Source organism: Streptosporangium sp. H16, from assembly GCF_051918855.1.
Classification (GTDB): domain Bacteria; phylum Actinomycetota; class Actinomycetes; order Streptosporangiales; family Streptosporangiaceae; genus Streptosporangium.
Window position 1 is genome coordinate 17,048 of sequence record NZ_JBPXMD010000017.1, and the last position, 24,781, is coordinate 41,828.

23 protein-coding genes are annotated in these 24,781 nt (G+C 71.0%); 12 read left to right on the forward strand and 11 right to left on the reverse strand.

The window, feature by feature from the left end:
- The first annotated feature begins 146 nt into the window (after positions 1-146).
- The 5 genes from ACTOQ2_RS26205 to ACTOQ2_RS26225 are packed head-to-tail and all read left to right on the forward strand — an operon-like array spanning position 147 to position 5,076.
- Positions 147-551: a GntR family transcriptional regulator gene (locus tag ACTOQ2_RS26205; RefSeq protein WP_440073170.1), complete on the forward strand. Its 405-nt coding sequence runs from the start codon at positions 147-149 to the stop codon at positions 549-551.
- Positions 548-1,438 (forward strand): ABC transporter ATP-binding protein, encoded by an 891-nt coding sequence (locus ACTOQ2_RS26210; RefSeq protein WP_440103002.1) that lies wholly within the window; start codon positions 548-550, stop codon positions 1,436-1,438. The genes ACTOQ2_RS26205 and ACTOQ2_RS26210 overlap by 4 nt, the downstream gene beginning before the upstream one ends.
- On the forward strand, positions 1,435-2,484 hold the full coding sequence (locus ACTOQ2_RS26215; protein WP_440103004.1) for an ABC transporter permease: 1,050 nt from the start codon (positions 1,435-1,437) through the stop codon (positions 2,482-2,484). The genes ACTOQ2_RS26210 and ACTOQ2_RS26215 overlap by 4 nt, the downstream gene beginning before the upstream one ends.
- Positions 2,481-3,899: a S41 family peptidase gene (locus ACTOQ2_RS26220; RefSeq protein WP_440103006.1), complete on the forward strand. Its 1,419-nt coding sequence runs from the start codon at positions 2,481-2,483 to the stop codon at positions 3,897-3,899. The genes ACTOQ2_RS26215 and ACTOQ2_RS26220 overlap by 4 nt, the downstream gene beginning before the upstream one ends.
- Before the next feature lie 10 nt (positions 3,900-3,909).
- Positions 3,910-5,076 (forward strand): alpha/beta hydrolase family protein, encoded by a 1,167-nt coding sequence (locus ACTOQ2_RS26225; protein ID WP_440103008.1) that lies wholly within the window; start codon positions 3,910-3,912, stop codon positions 5,074-5,076.
- 33 nt (positions 5,077-5,109) lie between these two features.
- On the opposite strand, the gene ACTOQ2_RS26230 is transcribed toward ACTOQ2_RS26225, so the two are convergent.
- The 3 genes from ACTOQ2_RS26230 to ACTOQ2_RS26240 form a co-directional block, all read right to left on the reverse strand.
- Positions 5,110-6,624 carry an acyl-CoA synthetase gene (locus ACTOQ2_RS26230; RefSeq protein WP_440103010.1) on the reverse strand — a complete coding sequence of 505 codons (1,515 nt, stop codon included), beginning with the start codon at positions 6,622-6,624 and terminating at the stop codon, positions 5,110-5,112.
- Positions 6,617-7,942, reverse strand: a complete 1,326-nt coding sequence (locus tag ACTOQ2_RS26235; RefSeq protein ID WP_440103012.1) for an MFS transporter — start codon at positions 7,940-7,942, stop codon at positions 6,617-6,619. The genes ACTOQ2_RS26230 and ACTOQ2_RS26235 overlap by 8 nt, the downstream gene beginning before the upstream one ends.
- Positions 7,943-8,033: 91 nt before the next feature.
- On the reverse strand, positions 8,034-8,900 hold the full coding sequence (locus tag ACTOQ2_RS26240; protein WP_440103014.1) for an amidohydrolase family protein: 867 nt from the start codon (positions 8,898-8,900) through the stop codon (positions 8,034-8,036).
- 72 nt (positions 8,901-8,972) lie between these two features.
- Here ACTOQ2_RS26240 and ACTOQ2_RS26245 point away from each other — a divergent pair, with 72 nt between their 5' ends.
- Positions 8,973-9,815 carry a PaaX family transcriptional regulator gene (locus ACTOQ2_RS26245; protein WP_440103016.1) on the forward strand — a complete coding sequence of 281 codons (843 nt, stop codon included), beginning with the start codon at positions 8,973-8,975 and terminating at the stop codon, positions 9,813-9,815.
- Here the strand turns inward: ACTOQ2_RS26245 and ACTOQ2_RS26250 are convergent.
- The gene (locus tag ACTOQ2_RS26250; RefSeq protein WP_440103018.1) at positions 9,805-11,163 is read right to left on the reverse strand and encodes an extracellular catalytic domain type 1 short-chain-length polyhydroxyalkanoate depolymerase; all 1,359 of its coding nucleotides are present in this window, start codon (positions 11,161-11,163) and stop codon (positions 9,805-9,807) included. The two genes, ACTOQ2_RS26245 and ACTOQ2_RS26250, sit on opposite strands and share 11 nt — an antisense overlap.
- A 231-nt stretch (positions 11,164-11,394) precedes the next feature.
- On the opposite strand from ACTOQ2_RS26250, the gene ACTOQ2_RS26255 reads away from it, so the two are divergent.
- Positions 11,395-11,868, forward strand: a complete 474-nt coding sequence (locus tag ACTOQ2_RS26255; RefSeq protein ID WP_440073185.1) for a MarR family winged helix-turn-helix transcriptional regulator — start codon at positions 11,395-11,397, stop codon at positions 11,866-11,868.
- 95 nt (positions 11,869-11,963) lie between these two features.
- Here ACTOQ2_RS26255 and ACTOQ2_RS26260 read toward each other — a convergent pair whose 3' ends face one another.
- From ACTOQ2_RS26260 to ACTOQ2_RS26275, 4 genes are all read right to left on the reverse strand, one after another.
- Positions 11,964-12,404: an ATP-binding protein gene (locus tag ACTOQ2_RS26260; protein ID WP_440103019.1), complete on the reverse strand. Its 441-nt coding sequence runs from the start codon at positions 12,402-12,404 to the stop codon at positions 11,964-11,966.
- A gap of 164 nt (positions 12,405-12,568) precedes the next feature.
- Positions 12,569-13,387 (reverse strand): DUF1206 domain-containing protein, encoded by an 819-nt coding sequence (locus ACTOQ2_RS26265; protein WP_440103021.1) that lies wholly within the window; start codon positions 13,385-13,387, stop codon positions 12,569-12,571.
- A gap of 37 nt (positions 13,388-13,424) precedes the next feature.
- Complete coding sequence (locus ACTOQ2_RS26270; RefSeq protein WP_440103023.1) at positions 13,425-14,357, reverse strand: Ppx/GppA phosphatase family protein; 933 nt, start codon at positions 14,355-14,357, stop codon at positions 13,425-13,427.
- Positions 14,358-14,387: 30 nt separating this feature from the next.
- Positions 14,388-15,113, reverse strand: coding sequence for a class I SAM-dependent methyltransferase (locus tag ACTOQ2_RS26275; protein WP_440103025.1), 726 nt, complete (start codon positions 15,111-15,113; stop codon positions 14,388-14,390).
- A 338-nt stretch (positions 15,114-15,451) separates the two neighbouring features.
- On the opposite strand from ACTOQ2_RS26275, the gene ACTOQ2_RS26280 reads away from it, so the two are divergent.
- Together ACTOQ2_RS26280 and ACTOQ2_RS26285 are read left to right on the forward strand one after the other, a co-directional pair.
- On the forward strand, positions 15,452-16,405 hold the full coding sequence (locus tag ACTOQ2_RS26280) for an NADP-dependent oxidoreductase (protein ID WP_440103227.1): 954 nt from the start codon (positions 15,452-15,454) through the stop codon (positions 16,403-16,405).
- A gap of 509 nt (positions 16,406-16,914) precedes the next feature.
- A complete protein-coding gene (locus ACTOQ2_RS26285) occupies positions 16,915-18,756 on the forward strand; it encodes a tetratricopeptide repeat protein (RefSeq protein ID WP_440103027.1) in 1,842 nt (613 codons plus the stop codon).
- A gap of 347 nt (positions 18,757-19,103) precedes the next feature.
- Here ACTOQ2_RS26285 and ACTOQ2_RS26290 read toward each other — a convergent pair whose 3' ends face one another.
- Both ACTOQ2_RS26290 and ACTOQ2_RS26295 read right to left on the reverse strand, forming a co-directional pair.
- A complete protein-coding gene (locus tag ACTOQ2_RS26290; RefSeq protein ID WP_440103029.1) occupies positions 19,104-20,105 on the reverse strand; it encodes a phosphotransferase enzyme family protein in 1,002 nt (333 codons plus the stop codon).
- 34 nt (positions 20,106-20,139) lie between these two features.
- Positions 20,140-21,135 (reverse strand): class I SAM-dependent DNA methyltransferase, encoded by a 996-nt coding sequence (locus ACTOQ2_RS26295; RefSeq protein WP_440103031.1) that lies wholly within the window; start codon positions 21,133-21,135, stop codon positions 20,140-20,142.
- Positions 21,136-21,415: 280 nt separating this feature from the next.
- Between ACTOQ2_RS26295 and ACTOQ2_RS26300 the strand changes: the two genes are divergently transcribed.
- Both ACTOQ2_RS26300 and ACTOQ2_RS26305 read left to right on the forward strand, forming a co-directional pair.
- Entirely contained in the window at positions 21,416-21,835 is a 420-nt protein-coding gene (locus tag ACTOQ2_RS26300; RefSeq protein ID WP_440103033.1) for a GlcG/HbpS family heme-binding protein, read from the forward strand.
- Positions 21,836-21,979: 144 nt separating this feature from the next.
- The gene (locus tag ACTOQ2_RS26305; protein ID WP_329083413.1) at positions 21,980-22,123 is read left to right on the forward strand and encodes a hypothetical protein; all 144 of its coding nucleotides are present in this window, start codon (positions 21,980-21,982) and stop codon (positions 22,121-22,123) included.
- Positions 22,124-22,311: 188 nt separating this feature from the next.
- Here the strand turns inward: ACTOQ2_RS26305 and ACTOQ2_RS26310 are convergent, their stop codons facing one another.
- A complete protein-coding gene (locus ACTOQ2_RS26310; protein WP_440103034.1) occupies positions 22,312-22,713 on the reverse strand; it encodes a MerR family transcriptional regulator in 402 nt (133 codons plus the stop codon).
- A 525-nt stretch (positions 22,714-23,238) separates the two neighbouring features.
- Here ACTOQ2_RS26310 and ACTOQ2_RS26315 point away from each other — a divergent pair.
- A complete protein-coding gene (locus ACTOQ2_RS26315) occupies positions 23,239-24,723 on the forward strand; it encodes a SulP family inorganic anion transporter (RefSeq protein WP_440103229.1) in 1,485 nt (494 codons plus the stop codon).
- Positions 24,724-24,781 lie beyond the last annotated feature (58 nt).

Below are 24,781 nucleotides of genomic sequence, written 5' to 3' on the forward strand. Positions count from 1 at the left end.
CCCGCCACGAGCCCGGTGCGGCCATCCCCGCACCGGGCTCGCCTGCGTCACGCGCCGGCGCCGTGGGACCGGGACGAGCTCCCGCTGAGCGTTTTCTTAACAAGTTCCATACATGTAGTAATCTAAAGTCCTAGGACAGTAGATAAATGGAGGAACTGGTGATCGAGTTCCATCTGGACGCGAAGTCCGGCGTCTCGCCGTACATGCAGCTGGTGCAGCAGGTACGGCATGCGCTGCGACTCGGCCTGCTGCGCGAGGGCGACCAGCTGCCGACCGTCAAGGAGGCCGTGGCGCAACTGGCGATCAACCCCAACACCGTCCTCAAGGCCTACCGGGAACTCGAGCACGAGGGCCTGGTCGCCGCCAGGCCAGGGGTGGGGACGTTCGTGACGGCGACCCTCACCGACACCTCGCTGGCCGCGCACGGACCGCTGCGGCTGGAGCTGCAGCGCTGGCTGGCCAAGGCCCGCCGGGCCGGCCTCGACGACGAGAGCATCGAGGCCCTCTTCATGACCACCTTTCGGACCACCGCTCAGGAGGACATAGCGTGACCGCTGTCTTAGAGGCCCAAGGACTGGGCAGGCGGTACGGCAGGCGCTGGGCACTGCGCGAGTGCACCATCGACATCCCGGCGGGCCACGTCGTCGGGCTGGTGGGCCCCAACGGAGCCGGCAAGACCACGCTGCTGAAGCTGGCCAGCGGCCAGCTCGAACCGACGGCGGGCGGCATCACCGTGCTCGGCGGCCGTCCCGCCGGCGGTCGCGAGCAGCTGGCCAAGGTCGGGTTCGTCGCCCAGGACACCCCCGTCTACGCGGGGCTGACCGTCGCCGAACACCTGCGGCTGGGCGCCCGGCTCAACCCCCGCTGGGACGCCGCGATGGCACGGGAGCGCATCGCGCGGCTTGGTCTCGTCCCCACCCAGCGGGCGGGCAGGCTGTCCGGCGGCGAGCGCGCCCAGCTCGCCCTCACCCTGGGCCTGGCCAAGCGGCCCGAGCTGCTGATCCTGGACGAGCCCGTGGCCTCGCTGGACCCGCTGGCCCGCCGCGAGTTCATGCAGGGGCTGATGGAGGCCACCGTCGAGCACGAGTTCAGCGTCGTGCTCTCCTCTCACCTGGTCTCCGACCTGGAACGGGTCTGCGACTTCCTGGTCGTGCTGGTCGACTCCCGCGTCCAGGTCGCCGGGGAGACCGAGAAGCTGCTGGCCGCCCATCACCGGCTCACCGGCCCGCGCCGCGACCCCGACCGCCTCCCCGCCGACCAGCACGTGGTCTCCGCGCGCCACACCGACCGGCAGAGCACGTACGTGGTCCGTACCGACGCCCCCATCCACGACCCCTCCTGGACGGTCAGCCGGCTTGGCCTGGAGGACCTCGTCCTGGCCTACATGGAAAAGCGCACCGCCGAGAACCGGCGGGCCGCCCTGGAGGTGCAGCGATGATCTGGCTGACCTGGCGCCAGTTCCGCGGCTCGGCCACGATGATGGCCGCCGCACTCCTGGTTCTCGTCGCCACTCTGGCCCTCACCGGGCCGGACCTGGCCTCCGGCTACTCCACCGGAATCACCGCCTGCACGCAGGACGACTCCTGCGACCGCTTCTACGACCGCTTCTTCGGCGAGTACGACCTCCCCTTCATGGCCGTCAGCCTCGTCGTGCTGCTCCTGCCCGCCCTCGTCGGGCTCTTCTGGGGAGCACCGCTGATCACCCGCGAGCTGGAGACGGGCACGCACCTGCTGGTGTGGAACCAGAGCATCACCCGCGGCCGCTGGCTGGCGGTCAAGCTCGGCCTCACCGGCCTGACCGCCATGGCCGCGGCCGGCGTGTGCGGTCTCGCGGTGACCTGGTGGTCCGCTCCCCTGGACAAGTCGGCCGCTCCGGACCTGGCCCTGATGGCTCCCCTGGTGTTCGGCGCGCGCGGCATCGCGCCGATGGGGTACGCGGCCTTCGCCTTCGTCCTGGGCGTGGCCGTGGGCATGCTGGTGCGCCGCACCCTGGCCGCCATGGCCCTCACCCTGGCCGTCTTCGTCGCGATCCAGCTCGCCATGCCACTGCTGGTCCGTCCCCACCTGATGCCCCCGGTCACCGGGACCTTCGAACTCAGCAAGACGAACGTGGATGGCATCGGCATAAACCGGGACGAAACCCAGTTCGTGCACATCCTGCTGGATTCGGTCGTTCCCGGCCACGCCGGTGCCTGGGTCCTGTCCAGCGAGCTGGTCGATCCGTCCGGGCGTGCGAGCGGCGTGGAAGCCGCCGTCAAGACCTCCACCACGTCGGGACCCTGCGCACCGCCGGGATCGGGACCGGGACAGGGCATGGACTCGTGCCTGGCCGAGATCAACCGGCTCGGCTACCGGCAGCAGGCGACCTACCAGCCCCTGGAGCGCTTCTGGCCCTTCCAGTGGATCGAGACCGGCATCTACGCCCTGCTCACCGTCGGCCTGACATGGTTCTGCTTCTGGTGGGTCCGAAGGCGCCTGTCATGACCGCCGTAAGAACGGCCGCCGCCGGGCTCGCGCTCCTGCTGGCGGCGGCCTGTACCGCGCCCGCGCCGCCGCGCGCCCAGGCGGGCACCGCGGGCCCGACGGTCTGCGCCCGCCCCCAAGGCCCCCCGGGGGTGGAGACGGCCACCACCGTCGACGTCATCGAGCAGGCCTACTTCTGCATCCTGGGCAACTACTACAGCGGCGCCACGCTGGACGCCCGCGCGCTGCTGACGGCCGGATTCGTCGCCCTGACCCAGGAGCTCAACCGCAACGGGCGCGAGGTGCCCGAGGCGACCATGCCGGCGCTGACCGGCGACCGCAAAGCCGACTGGAACGCCTTCGAGACCACGTACCGCAAGATCACCGACCAGGTTCCCGACCTGCGCGACGCACTGGCCGCCGTCACCCTTGAAGCCATCGTGGCCGCCCTCGACGACAACCACGCCCGCTGGACGCACGGCGTCGAGCGCCACCCCGATCACTACGACGGCGACGGCTACGGCCTGGGCTTCGAGGCGAACATCGACGGCGCGCAAGCCGACGCCAACCCCGGTACCGCCGTCGGCCCGCTGTTCGTCACCACCGTGCAAGGCGGCGCCGCGCGGGCCGCCGGCCTGCGCCCCGGCGACATCATCGAGTCGATCAACGGCTCGGCGCCCTTCATCGACGCCAGGGCCACCCCCGCCATCGCCGCCCTCTACCCGCGCTACCCCCAAGCCCGGCCGGTCCAGCTGCGGCTGCTGCGGCAGAGCACCGGCCGCCGCTGGACGGTCACGCTCAAACCCGGCCTCTTCCAGCGCGACCTGGCCGGCCTGCAGGTGGTGCGGTCACAGCTGCTGGACGACGACGTCGCCTACGTGCGGATGACCGGATTCGCGCCCGACTCCGCCAACCGGGTCCTCAAAGCCGTCTCCCGGCTGCGCACCGGCCGCACGCTGTCGGGCGTCGTGCTGGATGTGCGCGGCAACGGCGGCGGCAGCCCCGTGGAGGCGATCCGGCTGCTGAGCGCCTTCACCCACGGCAAGGTCACCGCCCACCAGTGCGCCGTGGACGGCACCTGCGAGACCATGCGGACCGACGACACCGTCGAACTGCTCGGCCTGCCGCTGGTGGTGCTCACCGACCGCGGCTGCGCCTCGGCGTGTGAGCACTTCAGCTCCGCGGTCAAGGACCTGCGCCTCGGCCGGCTGGTCGGCACCAGGACCGCCGGGCTCATCTCCGGCCCGGCCCAACCGTACCTGCTCGCCGACAACACCCTCCTGAGCTTTCCCGCCAGGCACCACCTCGGCCCCGATCGCGAGGTGATCGACCGGATCGGCGTGCCGCCCGACCACCACGTGCCCCTGACCCCCGCCGACGCCGCCGCCGGACGCGACCCCGCCCTGGCCAAGGCCCTGGCCCTGCTGCACGCGTGAAGGGATCCCCATGAGACAGCTCCTGGCCCTGCCCACGGGACTGGCCACGGGACTGGTAGTCCTGGCCGCGTCCGCCTGCTCCGCGCCCACGCCGCCCCGATCCGACGTCCCGCAGGTCACCCCGACCGGTCCCGCCACCCTGCCCGCCCCCACCGGCCCCCATCCGGTCGGCACCACCGCCCTGCACCTGACCGACACCTCCCGCCCCGATCCCTGGGACCCCGACCTCGACGCCAGGCGGCTCAAGGTCACCCTGTGGTACCCGGCCAAGCAGCGCGACGGGCAACGCGCGCCCTACATGACGTCCAAGGAGTCGGAACTCCTCCTAAAGGGCTCCAGGATCACCGGCGCGCCGTACGACACGCTGAGCAACACGCGCACCAACGCCGTCGAAGACGTCGGCCCCACGGGACGCGGGCTCCCGCTGGTGGTGCTCTCTCCCGGCTTCACCAAGCCGGTGAGCACCCTCACCTCCCTGGCCGAGGACCTGGCCAGCCGCGGGTATGTCGTGGCCGGGATCGACCACACCCACGAGAGCTACGCCACGACCTTGTCCGACGGGCGGGTCGCCGAATGCCTCGCCTGCGACGGCGACACCGATCCCGGCTTCGGCCCGAGAGTGGTCCAGGGCCGGGCGGCCGACGTCTCCTTCGTCCTCGATCGGCTGCCGTCGGAGTGGGAGAATTCCGGCCTGATCGACCGCTCCCGGATCGCGATGGTGGGCCAGTCGATCGGCGGGGCCGCCGCCGTGGCGGCCATGGTGAAGGACTCGCGCGTGCGCGCCGGGATCGACATGGACGGCACCACCTACGCCCGGATTCCCAAGAGCGGGTTCGCCCGGCCGTTCATGTTCATCGGTGCGCCGCAGCACGTCACCGGGGGCCGCGACACCTCGTGGGACCGCGACTGGAAGCTGCTGACCGGATGGAAACGCTGGCTCGTGCTGTCGGGAACCGAACACCACTCCTTCACCGACCTGCCGCTGCTGGCGGGCGCCCTCGGCATCAGGCCCGCCCCCCGCGCTCTGTCCGCGGCGCGCTCCGCCGAGCTCACCCGCACCTACGTGGCGGCCTTCCTCGACCAGCACCTGAAATCACGACGACAACCCCTGCTGGAGGGGCCGTCATCGCGCTACCCCGAGGTCACGTTCTGCCCCGCGACGTGCGGCACCCCTTGAGACCGTACGGCGGGACGCCCCGGGGTCCCGCCCTCATCCTGGCAGGGGGCGGTCGCGGAGTTCGGATTTGCGAATCTTGCCCGAGCCCGTCTTCGGCAGCGCGTCGACGATCTCGAAACAGACGGGGATCTTGTACTTCGCGAGCCGAGGACGGAGGAAGGCCGTCAGCTCGCCGGGGGTGACGGCGGCGCCGGGACGGAGCACGGCGAAAGCGCGGCCCACCTCGCCCCACCTCCGGTCCGGCATCCCCACCACGGCGACCTCCGCCACCGCCGGATGCGCGAAGAGCACGTTCTCGACCTCCGCCGGGTAGACGTTCTCCCCGCCGGAGACGTACATGTCCTTGACGCGGTCGACGATGGTCAGGTGACCCTCCTCGTCCACGGTCGCGATGTCGCCGGAGTGGAACCAGCCGTCCTCGCTCAGCGCGGCGGCGGTCGCCTCCGGGTCACGCCAGTAGCCGGGAGTGACGTTCGGCCCCCGGATGAGGACCTCGCCGGGCTCCCCGACCGGTGCCGGAGTGAGATCGGGGCGGACCACGGACACCTCGGAGAAGAAGACCGGGACCCCTGCCGAGCCCACCTTGCGCACGCTCTCGCCCGCCTCGAGGAAGGTCGCGCCGGGTGCGGTCTCGGTCAGCCCGTAGCCCTGGCAGAAGACCAGGCCCCTCTCCTGGTAGGTGCGGATCAGCGTCATGGGGACGGCGGCGCCGCCGGACATGAGGGTGCGCAGCGACGAGAGGCCGGCGTCGGCCCAGCGCGGCGACCGGACGAGGTCGGCGAACATCGTGGTGACGCCGAACATCCACGTCACGCGGTGCTTCTCGATGAGGTCGTAACAGAGCTCGACGTCCCAGGACGGCATGATCACCGAGGTGCCGCCCTTGAGGAAGGTCGGCAGCATCGTCTGGTTCAGGGCCGCGACGTGGAAGAGCGGCGCGCTGATCAGCGTCACCTCGGTGCTCGTCACGTCCACGCCGATCATCATGTTGAAGCAGTTCCACACCAGGTTGGCGTGGCTGAGCATCGCGCCCTTGGGACGGCCGGTCGTGCCGGAGGTGTAGAGGATCAGGGCGACGTCGTCGAGCGCCACCGGGACGTCGAAGGGGGCGGGATCGCCCTGCGACACCCAGGTCTCGAAGTCGTGCTCCCCCGGGGAGGGCGACCGCAGGGCCACGACCGTGTACGGGCCGGGCAGTCCGCGTACCGTCTCCGCGCGGCCGGGGTCGTACACGAGGAGCGAGGCGCCCGAGTGCCGGAGCATGTAGGCGATCTCGGGCGCGGCCAGCCGGAAGTTCAGCGGGACGAAGACACCGCCCAGCATGTGGGTGGCGAACATGGTCTCGGCGAAGGCGACGTGGTTGGGGCCGAGGTAGGCGACCCGGTCCCCCGGCCGGATCCCCGTCTCGCGCATCCGCGACGCCAGGCGGGTCGCCCGCTCGTGGACATCGGCGTAACTGACCGACCGGCCCGCGAAGACGAACGCGGTGCGGCCGGGACTCATCCGGGCCCGGCGGGCGGGCCAGCCGCCGAGCCCGGCGTTACGCATCGGTGGCGGCGGGGACCGCCGGGGTGTCCGAGGTGAGGTCGTCGGTGCTGGTCTCACGCAGGGCCAGCACGCAGACCACGGTCAGCAGGCAGCAGCCGGCGATGATCACCGAGATCGTCGTCGTGCTGCCGCCCCCGGACGACGCGTCCAGCTGGGCGAAGAGCAACGGGCCCAGGCCGGCGCCGAGTCCGGCGAGCTGGTAGCCGAGCGAGGCGCCGGTGTAGCGGTTCCTGGTGGGGAAGAGCTCGGCGTACAGCGCCGCGAGCGGGCCGAACATCAGCGGGTGGATGACCGCCTGGCCCAGCACCAGCGCGACGACGAGCACGGCGACGCTGCCGGTGTTCACCATCGGGAACAGGACGAAGCCGAACACGGCCATGAGCAGCGCTCCCGCCAGCACGACCGGACGGCGTCCGACCCGGTCCGAGAGCGCCGCCCAGGCGACGATGCCCACCACGGCCAGCGCGGAGGAGAGCGTGAGACCGTTCAGCACGGCCTGCCGGGTGAAACCGGTCCGGACGCCGTAGGCGATGAGATAGGTGGTCAGCGTGCCCTGGGCCACGAACGCCGACAGCCCGACGCCCACCCCGAGAAGCAGTGCCTTCGGATGGTGGCGGAACACCTCCAGCAGCGGCATCCGGGCGGCGCGGCCGCCGGCCGCCTCGAACACCGGGGTCTCCTCGACCCGCAGCCGGACGAACAGGCCGACCGCCAGGAGCAGGATGCTGAGCAGGAACGGCACCCGCCAGCCCCAGCTCAGGAACGCCTCCTCGCCCACGACGGCCGCGGTGCCGCTGAGCACCCCGGTGGAGAGCACCATGCCGAACGGGGCGCCGGCGTTGGTGAAGCCCGCCCACAGGCCGCGGCGGCTGGTCGCGTGCTCGGCGGACATCAGCACGGCGCCTCCCCATTCGCCGCCGATGGCGACGCCCTGCAGCACGCGAAGGGCGACGAGGGCGACGGGGGCGAGGACGCCGATCTGCTCGTAGGTGGGGAGCACGCCGATGAGGAAGCTGGCGAGGCCCATCAGGGTCATGGTCAGGACCAGCATGCGCTTGCGGCCGAGCCGGTCGCCGAAGTGACCGAAGATCACTCCGCCGAGCGGCCTGGCGAGGTAGCCCGTGGCGAAGGTGCCGAAGCTGGCGGCCGTGGCCGCGAGCGGGTCGAGCGAGGAGAAGAAGATCTTACTGAAGACCACCGCCGAGGCCGTGGCGTACAGCAGGAAGTCGTAGTACTCGATGACGCTGCCCAGGAAGCTGGAGGCCACCGCGCGGCGGAGCTGAACCTGGTTGGGGGGGAGGGCCGACGGGGTCGTCATGACCGAGCTCCTCAGTCCGAGAGCGAACTGCTGCGCTTACTTGCCCGGAGGTTAGGCACATTCATGACGAACGTCAATACTCTGCCCGACATTAGGGGGCGTCGAGCCCGAGCAGGCGTACGGCGTTGTCCTTGACAATCTTCGGGCGGACCTCGGGTTTGATGTCGAGGGCGTCGAAGTCGGCGAGCCATCGGTCCGGCGTGATCATCGGGTAGTCGGACCCGAAGAGCACCTTGTCCTTCAGCAGCGTGTTGGCGTACCGGACGAGCAGCGGGGGAAAGTACTTCGGCGACCACCCGGACAGGTCGATGTAGACGTACGGCTTGTGCGTGGCGACCGCCAGAGCCTCATCCTGCCAGGGAAAGGACGGGTGAGCGAGGATGATCCGCAGTTCGGGGAAGTCCACGGCGACGTCGTCGACCAGCATCGGGTTGGAGTACTTCAGCCGGATCCCGCCCCCGCCGGGCAGGCCGGCGCCGATGCCGGTCTGGCCGGTGTGGAACAGTGCCGGCACGCCCATCTCCTCGATCGCCTCGTAGAGAGGGTAGGCCGCCCGGTCGTCGGGCGCCATGCCCTGGACGCTCGGATGAAACTTGAAGCCGCGCACCCCGTGCTCGGCCACGAGCCGGCGCGCCTCGCGGACACCGGCCCTGCCCTTCCACGGGTCGACGCTGGCGAAGGGGATCAGCACGTCGGCGTGGGCGGCGCAACTCGCCGCGACCTCCTCGTTCGAGATGCGTGGATGCCCGGTGGCGTGCTCGGCGTCGACGGTGAACACCACCGCCGCCATCCTGCGCTCGCGGTAGTAGGCGGCCGTCTCGGGGATGGTGGGCCGGGAGTGTCCCCTGAAGTACTTCGCCGAGGCACCGGCCAGCTCGTCACCGAGCGAGGCGTGCCCGTCGGCGGAGACCTCCGCGTGCGTGTGCACGTCGATGGCGACCAGTTCGTCGACGTTCATGAGCTCTCCTCGGGCAGATATCTGACTTCCGTCAATTATGTGCCTGACATCCGGTCCGTCTACGCTTTCGGTGTGACCATCGGCGGCGAAGACGAACCGGCGGCGCCGGCAGTGCCGGCGCCGCGCCCGCAGTCCCTGATATTCAGCTTCCTCGGCATCTACGCGCTGGACCGCGGCACCGCCATCTCCTCGGGCAGCATCATCGAGGTGTTCGCCCGCCTCGGCGTCTCCGAGGAGGCCGTCCGGTCCACGCTCGCTCGCATGGTGAAGCGCAACCTCGTGACTCGGTACCGGGTGGGACGCAGGGCGTACATCGAGCTCACCCCGTACGCCGTGGCGGTGCTCAGGGACGGGCGCCGGCGGATCTGGGAGACCGGCGCGGTGAACCGCGACTGGGACGGCACCTGGACGGTCGTCGGGTTCTCCCTGCCGGACAGCCGGCGCAGCACCCGCCACGACCTGCGGTCCCGGCTCGTCTGGGCCGGGTTCGGCCCGCTGCAGAGCGGGCTGTGGATCGCGCCGGGCGCGAAGGAGGTCACCGGCGTGTTCGACTCGCTGGACGTGGACGACCACGTCACGGTGCTGACCGCCAGGGCGTTCGAACCCACCGAGGCCGCCGACCTGGTCGCGAAGGCCTTCGACATCGAGCAGATCGCCCGGCGCTATCGGGCGTTCCTCACCAGGTGGGACGTCACCCGGCCACTTTCCGACGCGCCGGACGATCTCGTACGGCAGCTGTTGCTGCACACCGACTGGCTGCAGCTCGTCCGGCAGGATCCCCACCTGCCGGCCGAACACCTCCCCGCGGACTGGCCGGCGATCCGGGCAGAGCAGGTCTTCCACGCACGCGCCGAGGAGTACGAGCGGCCCGCCCTGAAGGTGGCCGCCGGCCTCCTGGACGGACTCACCCCATGACGCAGGGGGTCCCGTTCAGTGCGAACGCCGCCGGAGCCGAGTTCGTGCCGCTGTACGTGCCCTGGAACCCGAAACCGGTCCGGGCCTGCGGGGCGATGGTGCCGTTGTAGGAGAGGTTGCGCGCGCTGACCTGGGAGCCCGACTGGGTCACCGTGGCGTTCCAGGCATTGGTGACCCGCTGGTCCCCCGGCCAGGTCCAGGTCACGGTCCAGCCGTTGACGGGGGTCGCGCCGGTGTTCGTCACGGTGACGTCGGCGGTGAAGCCGTTGTTCCAGGTGCTGGGAACGTAGGTGACCCTGCACCCGGTGCCCGGGTCGGGGGTGGGGGTGGGGGTGGGGGTGGGGGAAGGAGTCGGGGTCGGGGTGGGGCTCGGGGTCGGGGTCGGGGTCGGGGTCGGGGTCGGCGACGGGCTCGGCCCGCCGGTGAGGCCGAAGAACTGGATCGCGGCGGCGGCCATCCCGCTCATCGGCAGGCTGTGGCCGGCTCCCTGGATGCTGTACGCCTCGACCCGCACCGTGCCGGAGTTGTCGGCGTAGCGGCGGCGGTTCCAGTTCGGCTGCGGCGTGTCCGTGCTGGTGGGCGTCTGGCTCAGGCCGAACACGTTGGTCCACTGGTCGATCGCCTGCTGGTGGGTGGCGTAGTACACGAGGTTGTCCGTGGTGCCGTGCCAGAGCTGGACGCGCGGCCGGGGACCGTTGTACCCGGGATAGGCGGCGCGGACCAGGTCTCCCCACTGCTGGGGCGTCTTGCTGATCCGCCCGGAGGCACAGTTGCTCGCGCCGGGCGAGGGAATGTAGTCGGCCTCGTTCGCGAAGCAGCCGAACGGCACCCCCATGAACGCCGCCCCGGCCTTGAAGACGTCGGGATAGTTGCCGAGCATGATGTTGGTTTCCATGCCGCCGGCGGAGCTGCCGGTGACGTAGATGCGGTCGGCGTCACCGTTGTGGCGCTGCCGCGTGTAGGTGATCATGGACATCAGCGAGACCGGGTCGCTGCCCCCGTCGCGTACCTTTGACGCCGCGGACCAGGAGTCGAAGCAGTTGCCCTTCTTGGACGCCGACGGGTAGATGACGATGAAGCCGTGCCGATCGGCGAGCGTCCGGAACTCCGAACCCGAGTAGAAGCCCGGACCCGAACCGCCGCAACCGTGCATGGCGAGCACGATCGCGGGGCTGGGTTGCACGTTGTCCGGCACGTAGAGGTGCATCCGCAGGTTGCCGGGGTTGGCACCGAAGCCGGTCACCTCGGTCAGGGTGGCCGCGGCGGCGGACTGTCCGGTCACCAGGAACGTGGCCGCGCACAGTACCGCGGCACTGACACCCGCGAGCACGGCGGTCAATGACTTCATCGGCTCTCCTCTGCTTGATGTTCGCTCGATGCACGAGGCCGGGGCGCCGCCGACTCGTCCTGACATCAGCCGGTATAGGGGCGAAACCAACGGACGGTCAAGCCACCCTCGTAAGGGATCATGACGCTCCATCCACGGAAAAGCGCTGCTTACGCTGCTTATCAAGCGATTTGTTATCAAGTAGCTTGATATCGAGGGCGCGAAACTTACATCGCCGGTTATGGTCGTCCCGTGACCTCGCGCCGCATCCCCGCAACCGACCAGCCGGTCAAGCCGGCCCCCCGCCTGAGCTATGTCGTCTACCGGCTGGAGCGTCGCATCCGCGCCCGGCTCGACGAGGCGCTCGTCCGGTACGGCATCACGACGACCGAATACATGGCGCTCAGCGAGCTGCGCACGCGCGCCGGACTCTCCTCGGCCGAACTGGCCCGCATCGCCTTCGTCACGCCGCAGGCGATGAACCTGGTCGTCCGCGAGCTGGAACAACGCGGCCTGATCCACCGTGACGCGCACCCGGACGGCGGCCGGGTGCTCCGCGCCCATCTCACCCGTGAAGGACAGACGGTGCTGCGGCACTGCGACCGTTCGCTCGACGGCATCGAGGAGGACATGCTCGCCGAGGTCGACGACACCACGCGTACCACGCTGATGGAGGGTCTCACTCTCTGCACGCGAGCCTTGCGCTCACCCACCTCCGGCCCGTAAGGCAGGCCCTTCCATCACTTCACCACGAATCCATCACTTCACCACGAACGACGAGGCCGTCTCGTCACGCCCGTCACGTGAGTGCCGTCGCGGTGTCAGCGGGCGCCGGCCAGGCTGCCCGCGCGCAGTCCGGCCATCTCCAGCACCAGCTCGAACCACACCCTGTTGGACCCGGTCTCCCTGACCACGCCCCAGCGGTGGGCCAGCGCCTCCAGCAGGGGCAGGCCGCGGCCCCCTGTCGCGTCGGCCGAGGCTCGGCACACACAGGGGGCCGCGGAGGAGCCCTCGTCCTGGACGGAGACCCGCACCCCCGTCGCCGAGCAGGCCACCGTGACGGTGAACGCCCCGCCGTCCCCAGAGCGGGAGTGGATCACCGCGTTGGTGGCGATCTCGCTGGTCAGCAGTACGCAGTCGTCGTGGAGGGGATGGTCTCGCCCCAGGGTCATCGAGACCAGGCGGCGGGCTCTGACCACCTGGTCCGGGGAACCCGCCAGGCGGAGAACCCATTCACTGCCGTCGTACTCCGACGAGTCCATACGCCCCCTCCGATGCTGTTTCACTTCTGGGAAGACGCGGGGCTCGGCGGAGAAGATGTCGCGGAAAAGTAGGAATCCGATCACTTACCGGATAGACAGGTGGGGCTTGCCAAAGGCCCCTTCACCTGCGTGTCCGCACCTGGCGTACCGTGCGGTTCCATCCGTCACACGCGGTGCCAGCGAGCCTCGAAGAAACAGTAGACCGCGAACAGCAGCAGACCGATCGCGACGGCACCGAGCAGCCACGGACCGGCCGGGGTGTCGGCCAGCGAGCGCAGCGTCGAGTCGATGCCCTTGGCCTTGTCGGGGTCGTAGGTGACCGCGGCCTGGATGACGAAGACACCGGCGACCGCGGCGATCACGCCTCGGGCGATGTATCCCGCCATGCCGAACTTCTCGGCGAGCTCTCGCGCCCTCGCGGGCATCTCGCCGGTGCGCAGGTCCTTGAGGAACTCCTTCTTCCAGCCCTGGCGGATCCAGTAGGCGCCCAGGCCGATCAGGCCCAGGCCCACCAGGCCGACGATGAACTGCCCCAAGGGCAGCTCCATCAGCGTGGCCGTGATGTCCTTCGACTGGCTGTCCATCGAGGCACCGGAATCGCCGCGCAGCAGCACGCCGAGCAGCGTGGCCACGATCAGCGTGTAGACCGCCACCCGCGCGCCCGACTCCACCCGGTCCTTGGTCCGTCCGCGGCCCATGATGGCCTCCGACAGCTGCCAGACGACCAGCGCGACGAACCCGACGACCATGAGCCAGAGCAAGAACGTGCCGAACGGCTGCTCGGCCACCGTCTCGATCGCGCCGGTCTTGTCGGCTTCCTTGTTGCCGCTTCCCCCGCCGAAGGCGATCTGCAGGGCGAGGAAACCGATCAAACCGTAGAGGACACCCCGGCAGGCCAATCCAACCCGCGCCAGCCTGTCGAGCGTCTGACTGTTGGCCGCTTTGCGAGCGGCACCTTCCACGTGAGCCTGAGGGCTGTTCATGACTATGCGCTCTTACCTGTGAACGCTCCGGTAAACCTCACCGTTCCGGCATCGCGTCCAGCCGCCGCAGGATCACTCCCTCGCGCAGCGCCCAGGGACACACCTCCAGCTGGGCCACCCCGAACAGGTCCATCGCGGCGTCGGCGACGATCGCCCCGGCCGGCAGCTGCGGCGCCCGCCCCTCGGAGACCCCGGGCAGCTCGGCCCGCTCCCGGGTGCTCATCTTGATCAGCCGGTCGGTCCACCCGACCAGGTCCGCGTGCCTGAGCACCCGGCGCACGGACGACCCCTCGTGCGAGGGCGCCGCCCCGGCGATCCTGGCGAGCTGCCTGAACGTCTTGGACGTCGCCACCGCGTGGTCGGCCTGGCCGTACCGGGCCACGTTTCCCACCGTGCGGGCGATCTCGGCCCGTACGTGCCTGCGCAGCGCCCGCACCTCGTCGGCGGGCGGCGGGTCGGCGGTGAAGCAGTCGCGGGTGAGCCGGCCAGCCCCCAGCGGGAGCGACACCGCCGCGTCGGGCTGCTCGTCGATGCCCGAGGCGATCTCCAGCGACCCACCTCCTATGTCCAGCACCAGCAGCCGCCCGGACGACCACCCGAACCAGCGGCGCACGGCCAGGAACGTCAGCCTCGCCTCGTCCTGACCGGACAGCACCTCGATGTCGACCTGCGTGTCGGCCTTGATCCCGGCGAGGACCTCCTCGCCGTTCACCGATTCCCTGACCGCGGACGTCGCGAAGGCCATGAGGTCCTCGACACCCTTGTCCTCGGCGAGCCGCAGCGCCTCCTCGACGAACTCCCGTAGCCGCGCGGCGCCCCGCGCCGACAGGCGGTCACCGTCCTCCATGTGCTCGGAAAGCCTCAGGTCCACCTTGTGCGAGTACGCCGGCAGCGGCCGGGCCCCCCGGTGCGCGTCCATCACCAGCAGATGAACCGTGTTGGAACCGATGTCGAGAACGCCCAGTCGCATGGGATGAAGTTACTACTCCCCCGAGACCCGTCAGCCCTCAGTGCGCGTGTGGACGCTCACCGCGTATCCGCCGCCGTCGTAGGGCGCGCCGTCCCAGGTCGCCAGGCGCCGCAGCGGGGTGAGCCCCGACGTACGGCACCAGTCGTCGTAGTCCGCCAGGGTGACCGTCGCCGAGGCGAGCGGGAGGTGCGCGGCGTCCAGGCCGAACCCGCTCACCAGCAGCCCGCCGGGGCGCAGCAGCGTCGCGAGCCCCGCGACGGTCCGCGCCTCGGTCCCGGGGGCGAGCAGGGGGATGACGTTGCCCGCGGCGACGACCATGTCGAAGCGCCCGCCTCTCCCGCCCTTCCCCGCTTTCTCCGTCGATTCCCCTTGGCCGCCCCGGACGGCCCGGTCCGCCCCCGGCACGGGGTCCGCGGGATCGCCGAGCGCGCCGAGCGCGTCAAGGTCGCCGAGATCGCTGAGGTCGGCCAGGATCCAGGGCAGCCATGGCGCGGTCCGCCGGGCGACGTCGAGCATGGACGCGTCGAGATCGACGCCCACGCAGTCGTATCCCAGCTCGGCCAGCCTGATCGCCACCCGCCCGGTGCCGCACCCGGCGTCCAGCACCCGGGCGCCCGGCGGCAGCAGCTCCGCGCACAACCGCGCCTCGCCGTGCATGTCCGCCCCCGACTCGGCCAGCCGGGCGAACCTCTCCGCGTACCGCTCTCCGGCATCGCCCCCCGCGATGTCCGTCCAGCGACTCCTCGGTTCCTTCATCGGATACCCCCGGTGTGCGGCCCCCGGCCTGAGCCGTGGGGCGGGATCGCGGCATGGTGCCGCGGGTCGGCGGCGCACCCACCGGCCTTGACCGGTCGTGCGGTGGTCGTGCGGTCGTCCCGCGGTAGGAGGACGTCGACGCGTCAGGGTTTCATTCCCGCGGGGAACCTCCCGCGACGGCCCGGCGCGGGGGCGTCGCGCACGGCTCGCACCCCGGCGAACGGCAGGGCAACCGGGCCGCCGGCCCCCGGAAGGGTAGCGTGATCCACACCGCTCTCATGGGCGGCGACACCTGCGGGAAGAGCGGCGAGAGATCGGGGAGAGCCATCGTGACCCTTATGCGGGCGATCAGCCAGGACACCTTCGGCGGCCCCGAGGTGCTGCGTCCGGTTCGCGTGGAGCGCCCGGAACCACTACCCACCGAGGTGCTGGTACGGGTCGTCTCGGCGGGAGTGAACCCGGTGGACCTCAAGACCAGGGCGGGCGCGGGCATGGCCGGGGTCCTGGGGGATCCGCCCTTCATCCTAGGCTGGGACGTCTCCGGCGTCGTCGAGGAGACCGGCTTCGGGGTGAGCTCCCTGGAGGTGGGAGACGAGGTGTACGGCATGCCGTGGTTCCCGCGCCAGGCCGGTGCCTACGCCGAGTTCGTGACCGCGCCGTCGAGGCAGTTCACCCTCAAGCCGCGCTCCCTGGGACACGACGAGGCCGGCGCCATGCCACTGGCCTCGCTGACCGCGTGGCAGGTCCTGGTGGACGCCGCGCGGATCACCCCGGGACAGCGCGTCCTCGTCCACGCCGCCGCGGGCGGCGTCGGGCACCTCGCCGTCCAGATCGCCAAGCACCTCGGCGCGTACGTGATCGGCACCGCCCGCGCCGGCAAGCACGACTGGCTGCGCGGGCTGGGAGCCGACGAGCTCGTCGACTACACGGCCGTCCGCTTCGAGGACGTGGTGCGCGACGTGGACGTGGTCGTCGACCTGGTCGGGGACGAGCACGACGCGACCAGCACGCGTTCCCTCGACGTCCTCCGCCCCGGCGGGCTGCTCGTTCCGGTGCCCTCGGGCGCCTCCCCCGACCTGCTGCGCGCCGCCGAGGCTCGGGGGTTTCGCACCCGCACGTTCCTGGTGGAGCCGGACGGGTCGGCCCTGGCCCAGATCGCCGAGCTGATCGACGGCGGGCTGATCGCCCCCGAGCTCGAGGAGGTGTTCCCGCTCGACGAGGCCGCCGCGGCCCACGAGCGGCTCGCCGGTGGCCACGCCAGGGGCAAGATCGTGCTGCGGGTGGCCCCCTGACCGCCTTTCCGGCCTTACTGCCCTTCCGGCCATCCGCCTTTCCGGCCTTTCCGGCCTTCCCGCTTTCCACCGCGCGTACGGCGCCACCACGGCGCCACCACGACGCCGCCACGACGCCGCCACGACGCGGACGGACGGTGTGCCGCCCGCCGCGGACGCGTGGCGGCGGCCGGATCCGGGCGGGCGCGAATTCCGGATGAGCCGCGCCGGTTCCGTCGACACCACCGTGCGACCCCTGTCCAGGGATTGTCCGGATCCGGCCACGATAACTAATAGATCTTGTCAGTATGGGCGATTACTGCGAATACTTGCAATTTGTTCTATTCGCGAGGAAGGCCGATAATGAAGCGCGTCATTGTTCACAAGCCTGGCACCATCGCACTCAGTGGCACCGCGAGTCCTAAGCACGTCGGCTGAGACTGAATCACAGAACCGGCGTCCAGTGATGGGCGCCGGCTCCCCGGCATAGCCATATCATCAAATACAACTAATCGAGTTAAAGGAGTCCGGTGAGTCGGGGACCGTACCCGCAGGGCGACCCGTCTCGTCCCGCACCGCCGCTGCCCGTGGTCGACGCGGACCGGCGCCTGCGCGGGCCGTACACCGCGGGGGGCGCGATCGTCTCCGCCCTGCTGCCCGCGGCCCGGCCCGAACTCGTCGCCCGCTACGACATCGAGCTGCGCGCCGTGGCGCCCGACCTGCGCGATCTGATCCCCGCCCGGCGCCGGTCGGTGGCCGCGAGCCTGCCCGGCGCGGAGCGGATCCTGGTGCACGCGCCGCGTCGCACGTTGCGCCTGGCCAACGGCCTGGCCGAGTTCGTCCGTGAGCACCTGTCGGAAACCGGCCCCCGCACGCTCGTCGTCGAGAACACCGACCTGGCCGACCCCACCGACCTGGAGCTCCTGACGGTGCTGCGGCGCCGCGTCCCCGGGGAGCTGCTGGCCGTGGTGACCCGTGAGCGGGCCACCGCCCCCGAGGAGCCGCTCGGCGCGGAACGGCACGACGCCCTCGCCGAGGAGCTGGAGAGGGAGGGAACGGTCGGCGCGCGGCTTGGAGCGATCCCGTACCACCGCGAGCGCGGCGGCGACCCGTCGAAGGCGGTTCGGGCGTTCCTGTTCGCGGTGCAGTGGTGCCTGGACGAGGGCTACCACGACGCCGTGGTGGATCTCGGCGAGCGCGCCCTGCGCCTTGCCGGCCCCGAGGACGACCCCGCGACCTGGTGGCGGCTCCTGCACAGCACCGCGACCGCATTGGCCGCGCTGGGCCGCGAGGACGAGGCGGAGGCGCTGTTCGACCTGGCCAGGCGCGAGAGCCTCTCCCCCACGGTCCACGCCTCGGCCGCCTACGCCACCGGGATGCTGAAGGTACGCCACCGCGACCGGACCCGGCGCGACCCCGACGCCGCGCTGGCGCTGGTGAACCAGGCGATCGCCATCTCCTCGCTGCTGCCCGACCCGCGCGAGCGGGCGTTCAAGATGGGATTCGACCTCAACGGCCGGGCACTGGTGGAGGTGCGGCGTGGCCGTCCCGCCAGGGCCCTGGAACTGGTCGAGGAGGCCGTCGCCCTGGCCGACCGCGACCTGCTGCCCGGTGAGCACCCGATACACCGGCTGGTGCTGCTGGCCAACAGGGCACAGCTCGCCGTGATGCTGGGCCGCCCCGAGGAGGCGCTGGAGGACCTGGACGCGGTGATCGCGGCCGACCCCGGCTATCCCGACTACTACATCGACCGGGGCAACCTGCTGCACCGGCTGGGCCGGATGGACGCGGCGGTCGCCGACTACGAGACGGCGATGCGGGTCGGCCCGCCCTTCCCCGAGCCCTACTACAACCGGGCCGAGATCCGCTTCTCCGCGGGTGACCACCGGGGCGCGCTCGCCGACCTGGACCACGCGCTGGAACTGGACCCGGAGTTCGTGGACGGCCTGGCCAACCGGGCGGGGCTGCGGGCCGCGCTCGGCGAGTACGCCGCGGCCAGGGCGGACGCGGAGACCGGGCTCGCGATCGATCCCGCCAACCCGTACCTGCTGTGCGCGCTGGGCCAGGTGGAGACCGCGCAGGGCCGTTACGACAGGGCGCGCGCCGCCTTCGACCGGGCCCTGGAGCTCGCGCCCTCGCTGGCGGCGGCCTGGGCGAACCGGGGGCTCCTGTCGTTCGAGACCGGCGACCCCGAGGGCGCCGTCGCGGACTTCACCCGGGCCCTCGGCTCAGGGGACGACCCCGCACTGCTGTTCAACCGGGCGATGGCGCTGCGCGCCGCCGGACGCGACGGGGAGGCGGTCGCCGATCTCACCCGCGCGCTGGAACTGGCACCGGACGACGAGGACATCAGGCGCGAGCTGAAGTCCTGACCTCGTCTCGGCCCCGGCCGGAGCCGAGACGAGGTCGCCGGAAAACATTCCGGATTCGGAAGGGCGCCCGGAAAAGTCATGGCCGGTAAGGCAGCGACTCCGTCCGGGAGAATCCTGTTATCCGAATATCCGACGCGCACATGGTGATACGTACGACGTCTCGTATTCGCCCTCCCCCTATCGCCGGGATCTCAGGCGGATAGGAGTGATTTCCCGATGCGCGGTCACCGTGCGCCACGCCGCCGGACGCTCCCTACGCGAATGCCGCGCCCACGCGGGACGGAAGGAGACGGACGGAGACGGACGGAGACGGACGGCAGGCAGACGGAGACAGGCGGCAGGCAGGGTTAGCCGAGCGAGCCGGCGAGATAGCGTTCGGCCAGTTCGCAGCTGCCCTCGGTGTAGCCGGAGCCGAGTTCCGCGGCGATGTCGGCGCCGGTGTGGGTGCCGATCCAGGCGACCAGCAGCAGGCGGCGGAACAGGATGAACGTCCAGATCTCGGCCTCGTCCTCGGCCGGGAGGTCCAGGACGGTCCGGTAGCCCCGCACCCACGCGTCGACCAGCTCGGGAACCTCGGGGCGGTGCTCGACGAAGCTGACCGCCGCGGCCAGGTCGTAGAGATGCCAGCCGAAGCCGCAGTCGTCGAAGTCGATGACGCCGGGCGGGTTCTCACCCTCCACGAGCAGGTTGGCGGCGCGCAGGTCGGCGTGGATCAGGCCGTATCGTTCCGGACCGCGGCCGAAGCGGTGCAGCCGCTCGCGCAGCTCCTTGTCCAGCCGTCCCAGCACGGTCCGTGCCTCGGCCTCCACCCCCAGGCCGTCCTGCCAGCGGCCCCACCGCGACTCGGTGCCGAGAGCGGCCTCGTGGTCCCAGTGGAAACGGGTGAACCCGCCGGGCCGGGACCACCCGCGCGCATGCCGGTGCATCCGCGCCGTGAGGGCGCCGAGCCGTTCGAAGCCGGGCACCGGGTCGTCGTGGGAGGGCTCGGCGCCGGGCAGGAACTCGAACATCACGCAGTCGCGCGGCTCGGGGCCGGGAACGGTCAGCACCCGGGAGCCGCCGGGAGCCGGGATCACCCGGGGGGTGCGGATCCCGGCCTGCTCGCGGAGCGCCTCCAGCCAGGCCAGCTCGGACAGGATCGCCGGCGTGGTGTGGTAGCCGAGCCGGTGCACCCGCAGGACGGACCGCGTCCCCGTGGCCGGATCGTCCACCCGGTAGGTGGCGTTCTCGGACACGTTGACCAGGGTGACCTCGGCGTCGGTCAGGCCGTGGATCCGGGTCGCCTCGCGGGCCACGTCGTGCACGCGGTCCAGCACGTCGCCCCCGGCGGACAGGTCGTGGGCCCGCATCGGTTCCTCCAGGTCGGTCGCGCGAAGCGCCAGACTACATCCGGGACTCCTCCGCGAGATCCGGCGCCGCCCGCCCGGCTTCGCGGCCGAGGTGTCCCTGATGCCCCGCTCCGGGCCGGACGCGGTCTCTCTCACCCTCGGAGAGGGCGCGGTCCCGCTCGGTCCCGGACGGGTCGCGGTCCCGCTCGACCTCGGGCCGCCCGTGGTCCGGTACGGCCTCCGCCGGGCGACCGGCGTCCCGCACGGCGTGGTCCTCGGCGTTCTCCCGCTCCGGGAGGGTGATGCGGATCTTGGACTGCCGGTGGGGAAGCCGCTCCCAGTCGTCCATGAAGGTCGCCCGGAGCCCGCACGCGGCGGCCAGGTCGAGCAGCGTCTCGGTGCGGTAGTAGAAGTCCTCGCGCAGGACGTGGTGCTCCCTGCCCTCGGTGCGGTCGAAGGTGAAGTCGAACCAGCCTCCCGGCCTCATGATCCGGCCGACCCCGCGGAAGCACTCCTCGATCACGTGGAGCGGGGAGTGGGAGAAGACGCTGTGGGCGTGGATGACGTCGAACGACTGGTCGGGCAGGGCGGTGAAGCGCAGGTCCCCGACCGGCAGAAGGTGCGGGAACTTGTCGCGCAGGTCGTAGGAGACCAGGGTGTCCTGGGCGGCGATCAGGATGTCCGGGGAGATGTCGATCCCGTAGTAGTTTCCGGGGTCGAGGTAGCCGATGAACAGGCGCCCGGCCCGCAGGTTGCCGCAGCCGATCTCCAGCATGCGGTGCTCGGGCCTCAGCCCGTGCCGCACGAGATAGTCGAACTGCATCTTCCCCATGGCCACCCAGCGCCGGTACGACCTGCTGCCCACGGCCCCCCGGGGACTGCGTGCGGTGTCGGACCTCATGACCGCCCGGTAGTAGGCGACGTGGTCGCGGTTGCCCAGGCGCAGCCACAGGTCCCTGGTCAGCCGTCTCAGGTGCCGGGGGACCCGCCCCGGATGGCCGAGGGCGTACCTGAGCTGGTGGACGACGCTCGCGCGGTTATGACTGTGCATACCTCTCCCCACGTCCGGACGACACCTCAACGATCCCGCCAGTGACGAGATCGTAGCTCTAAGAAAGAGAAACATCACTCTTGGTGAGCGTCGTCGGAATGTCGCCTCACGGTGCCACTTCCCTCGCGGGACGACGGTCCAGGCTCGTACCGGTCCTCCGAAGGGCCCGCGCGGGCGTCGCACCGTTATGACATCTCGCATCACCCGGACGGCGGCGCACGCGCACCCGGCCGCCCGCGCCGAAGACCGTCGAAACGGTTTCGAGACGGTGAGGAGAGCGGTGAACCTGGAACTCGCGCTGCGCATGTGTGAGGCCGCGGTGCGGCAGGCCGCACGGGAGGGCGCGCTCATCTCGGTCGCCGTGGTCGACGCGGGCGGGCACCTGGTCGCGTTCCAGCGGATGGACGGCGCGCGGATCACCGGGCCCGTCCTCGCCCCCGGCAAGGCCTACACCGCGGTGGCCCACCGCATGCCCACCGCCGACCTCGCGCCGCTGGTCCTGCCCGGAGGCGAGCTGTACGGCCTGGCCGGTGACCGGTACGTGTGCTTCGGCGGCGGCGTCCCGCTCGGGGAGGCCGGTGACGAGCGCGGGGTGAGCGTGGTGAGCGCGGTGGCGGGAGCGGTCGGCGTCAGCGGCGGCACCGTTTCCCAGGACGTCGCCTGCGCCGAGGCCGCCGCGGCCCTCTGGGAAGGGGCATAGCCGGATATATCAACAAAAATAGGGTCGGCGGAAATCATCTTCCTGACGAAACAGGGGTGCGACGTGTTACCCGCGAGGGTCGCGGGGCAGTGAGGGCTTGCCCCAGACGATGATCGTCTGGGGGTGACCCCTTGGAGGATTCTCGTGGACGTTCTCGTGCTGCTCGCCCTGGTCTGTTTCCTGGCCGCCACGATCTGGTCCGCCATCAGCCGGTCCTGGCCGATCGCGCTGCTCGCCGCCGGAGCCTTCCTGCTCACGCTGTCGGAGACGTCCCTGATCAACGGCTAGACGACCCCCGCTCCCGGCGCGCCGATGCCCCTGGGCGAGGGGCATCGCGACCGCCCGCGAACGGGAGATCGGCGTCGAGGGGCCGGGCTCGAGCGGCATCCCGAAGCCGGACGTCCCAGCGGTCGGGGGCCTGGCCGCCCTCGATGCCGAAAGGTGTCGCGCGCCCGGTTGTTGTCATCTGTCCCCCGTCAATCACCGTGGGCGGCCTGCTGTCCACGCCGTCGCAGGTCGGCGGCGAACTCCTCGGCCCACTGCAACTGCGTGCGCAACGCCTCGCACCGCTCGCGGGCGGCGCGCTCGAAGACCTCCAGCCGGCGCAGGCACGCCCGGCGCTCGGCCTCGGGCAGCGGCCCGGCATCGGTGCGACCCTCCAGCCGGTCGGTGACCGCCAGCAACTCGCCCATCTGCTCCAGGGTGAACCCGAGCGGCTTCATCCGGCGGATCACCATCAGCCGCGCCACGTCGGCCGCGGTGTAGAGGCGGAAACCGCCCTGGCTGCGGGCCGAGGCCGGCACCAGACCGACCTCCTCGTAGTGCCGGATGGTGCGCAGCGACAGTCCGGTGCGCTCGGCCACCTGGCCGATGTGCATGTGACCTTCACCACTGCGCGGGACAGGCGGGGTGGTGGACGCGGCTGCGATATCGCCCAGGATGTCCATGATCGGGTGACCTCACTGCTCAAGGGGCGGCTGAGGGGCGACCGCACCGGACCTCCCCTCACCAATCTCTACTCTAACGTTAAGGTAGAGTTGCCGCCGAGAGGGAGATTCCTGCTGGTTTGCCCCGATCGTCGCGGACACTGTTTCGCGGCCTGCCCGAACACGGCGCACCGGCGCACCGTGTGACGCTCCCGACGTAAAGGACTTCGGCCCGCGCATGCCCGCCTCGCCCGCCGCCTGCTGCCCGCCGTGACACTTCCGCTCCGGTAGCCGCGCCCCGGCCCCTTCGGTGGCTCGCTCGGCGCTTGCGCCCGGGATCGTCGATCTCGCCGACCGCCTGCTTGATGCGGGTGCCACTCCTTCCGTTTCGCCTGTTGCCGCCCTCATGGGCCCGCCTGCGGCCGCGTGCCGCCAGGTGGCTCCCTCCTGCCCAAGGACGTTCTTTTGCCACGCTCGTTGTCCGCCGCCCGTCTGCTGCCCACCTCCCGGCCGGCCTGGCTGTCGCCGAAGGTCGCCCGCACCGAGGTCCTGTCCGGCCTGGTGGTCGCGCTCGCCCTGATCCCCGAGGCGATCTCGTTCTCCATCATCGCCGGGGTCGATCCCAGCATCGGGCTGTTCGCCTCCTTCACCATGGCCGTGGTCATCGCCATCGTCGGCGGCCGCCCCGCGATGATCTCCGCTGCCACCGGCGCGATCGCCCTGGTGGTCGCCCCGCTGGCCCGCGAGCACGGCCTGGCCTACCTCATCGCCGCGGTCATCCTCGGCGGCCTCATCCAGATCGCCCTCGGCGCGCTCGGAGTGGCGAAGTTGATGCGGTTCGTGCCGCGCAGCGTGATGGTCGGCTTCGTCAACGCCCTCGCGATCCTGATCTTCATGGCACAGGTGCCCGAACTCCTCGATGTGCCCTGGGTGGTCTACCCGCTGGTGGCCGGCGGCCTGGCCCTGATGGTGTTCTTCCCCCGCATCACCACGGTGGTGCCCGCCCCGCTGGTCTCCATCGCGATCCTGACCGCCATCACCCTGGGCGCGGGTCTGGCCGTGCCGACCGTCGGCGACCGCGGCACCCTCCCGTCGGCGCTGCCGGCCTTCGGCCTGCCCGACGTGCCGTTCACCATGGCCACCCTCACCCTCATCGCGCCCTACGCCCTGGCCCTGGCCCTGGTCGGGCTGATGGAATCGCTGATGACCGCCAAGCTGGTGGACGACCTGACCGACACCCACTCCAACAAGACGCGCGAGTCCATCGGCCAGGGCGTCGCCAACATCGTCACCGGCCTCTTCGGCGGCATGGGCGGCTGCGCCATGATCGGCCAGACGATGATCAACGTCAAGAACGGCGCCCGCACCCGCCTGTCGACCTTCACCGCCGGCATCTTCCTCATGGTGCTGTGCATCGCCTTCGGGCCCTGGGTCTCGCAGATCCCGATGGCCGCCCTGGTCGCCGTCATGATCCTGGTCTCGTTCGCGACCTTCGACTGGCACTCGGTCGCCCCGGCCACCCTCAGGCGCATGCCCTGGGGCGAGACCATCGTCATGACCACCACCGTCGCGGTCGTGGTGGCCACCCACAATCTCGCCATCGGCGTGGTCGTCGGCTCCGTCACCGCCATGGTCATCTTCGCCCGCCGGGTCGCCCATCTGGCCAACGTCACCGCCGTCGTCGACCCCGACCGCAGGCAGGCTGTCTACGCCGTCACCGGCGAGCTGTTCTTCGCCTCCAGCAACGACCTGGTCTACCGGTTCGACTACGCCGGCGACCCCGACGAGGTCGTCATCGACCTGTCCGACGCGCATATCTGGGACGCCTCCTCGGTGGCGGCGCTGGACGCGGTGCAGACCAAGTACGCCGCCCGTGGCAAGAAGGTCACCGTGATCGGCCTCAACGGGCCCAGCGCCCGCCTGCACGACAGCCTGGCCGGGCAGCTGTCCGGCGGCCACTGACGACAAGGCCCGGCACTCCCGAAGCGGCGACATGCGCCGGCTCTGCGCTCATTTCCCG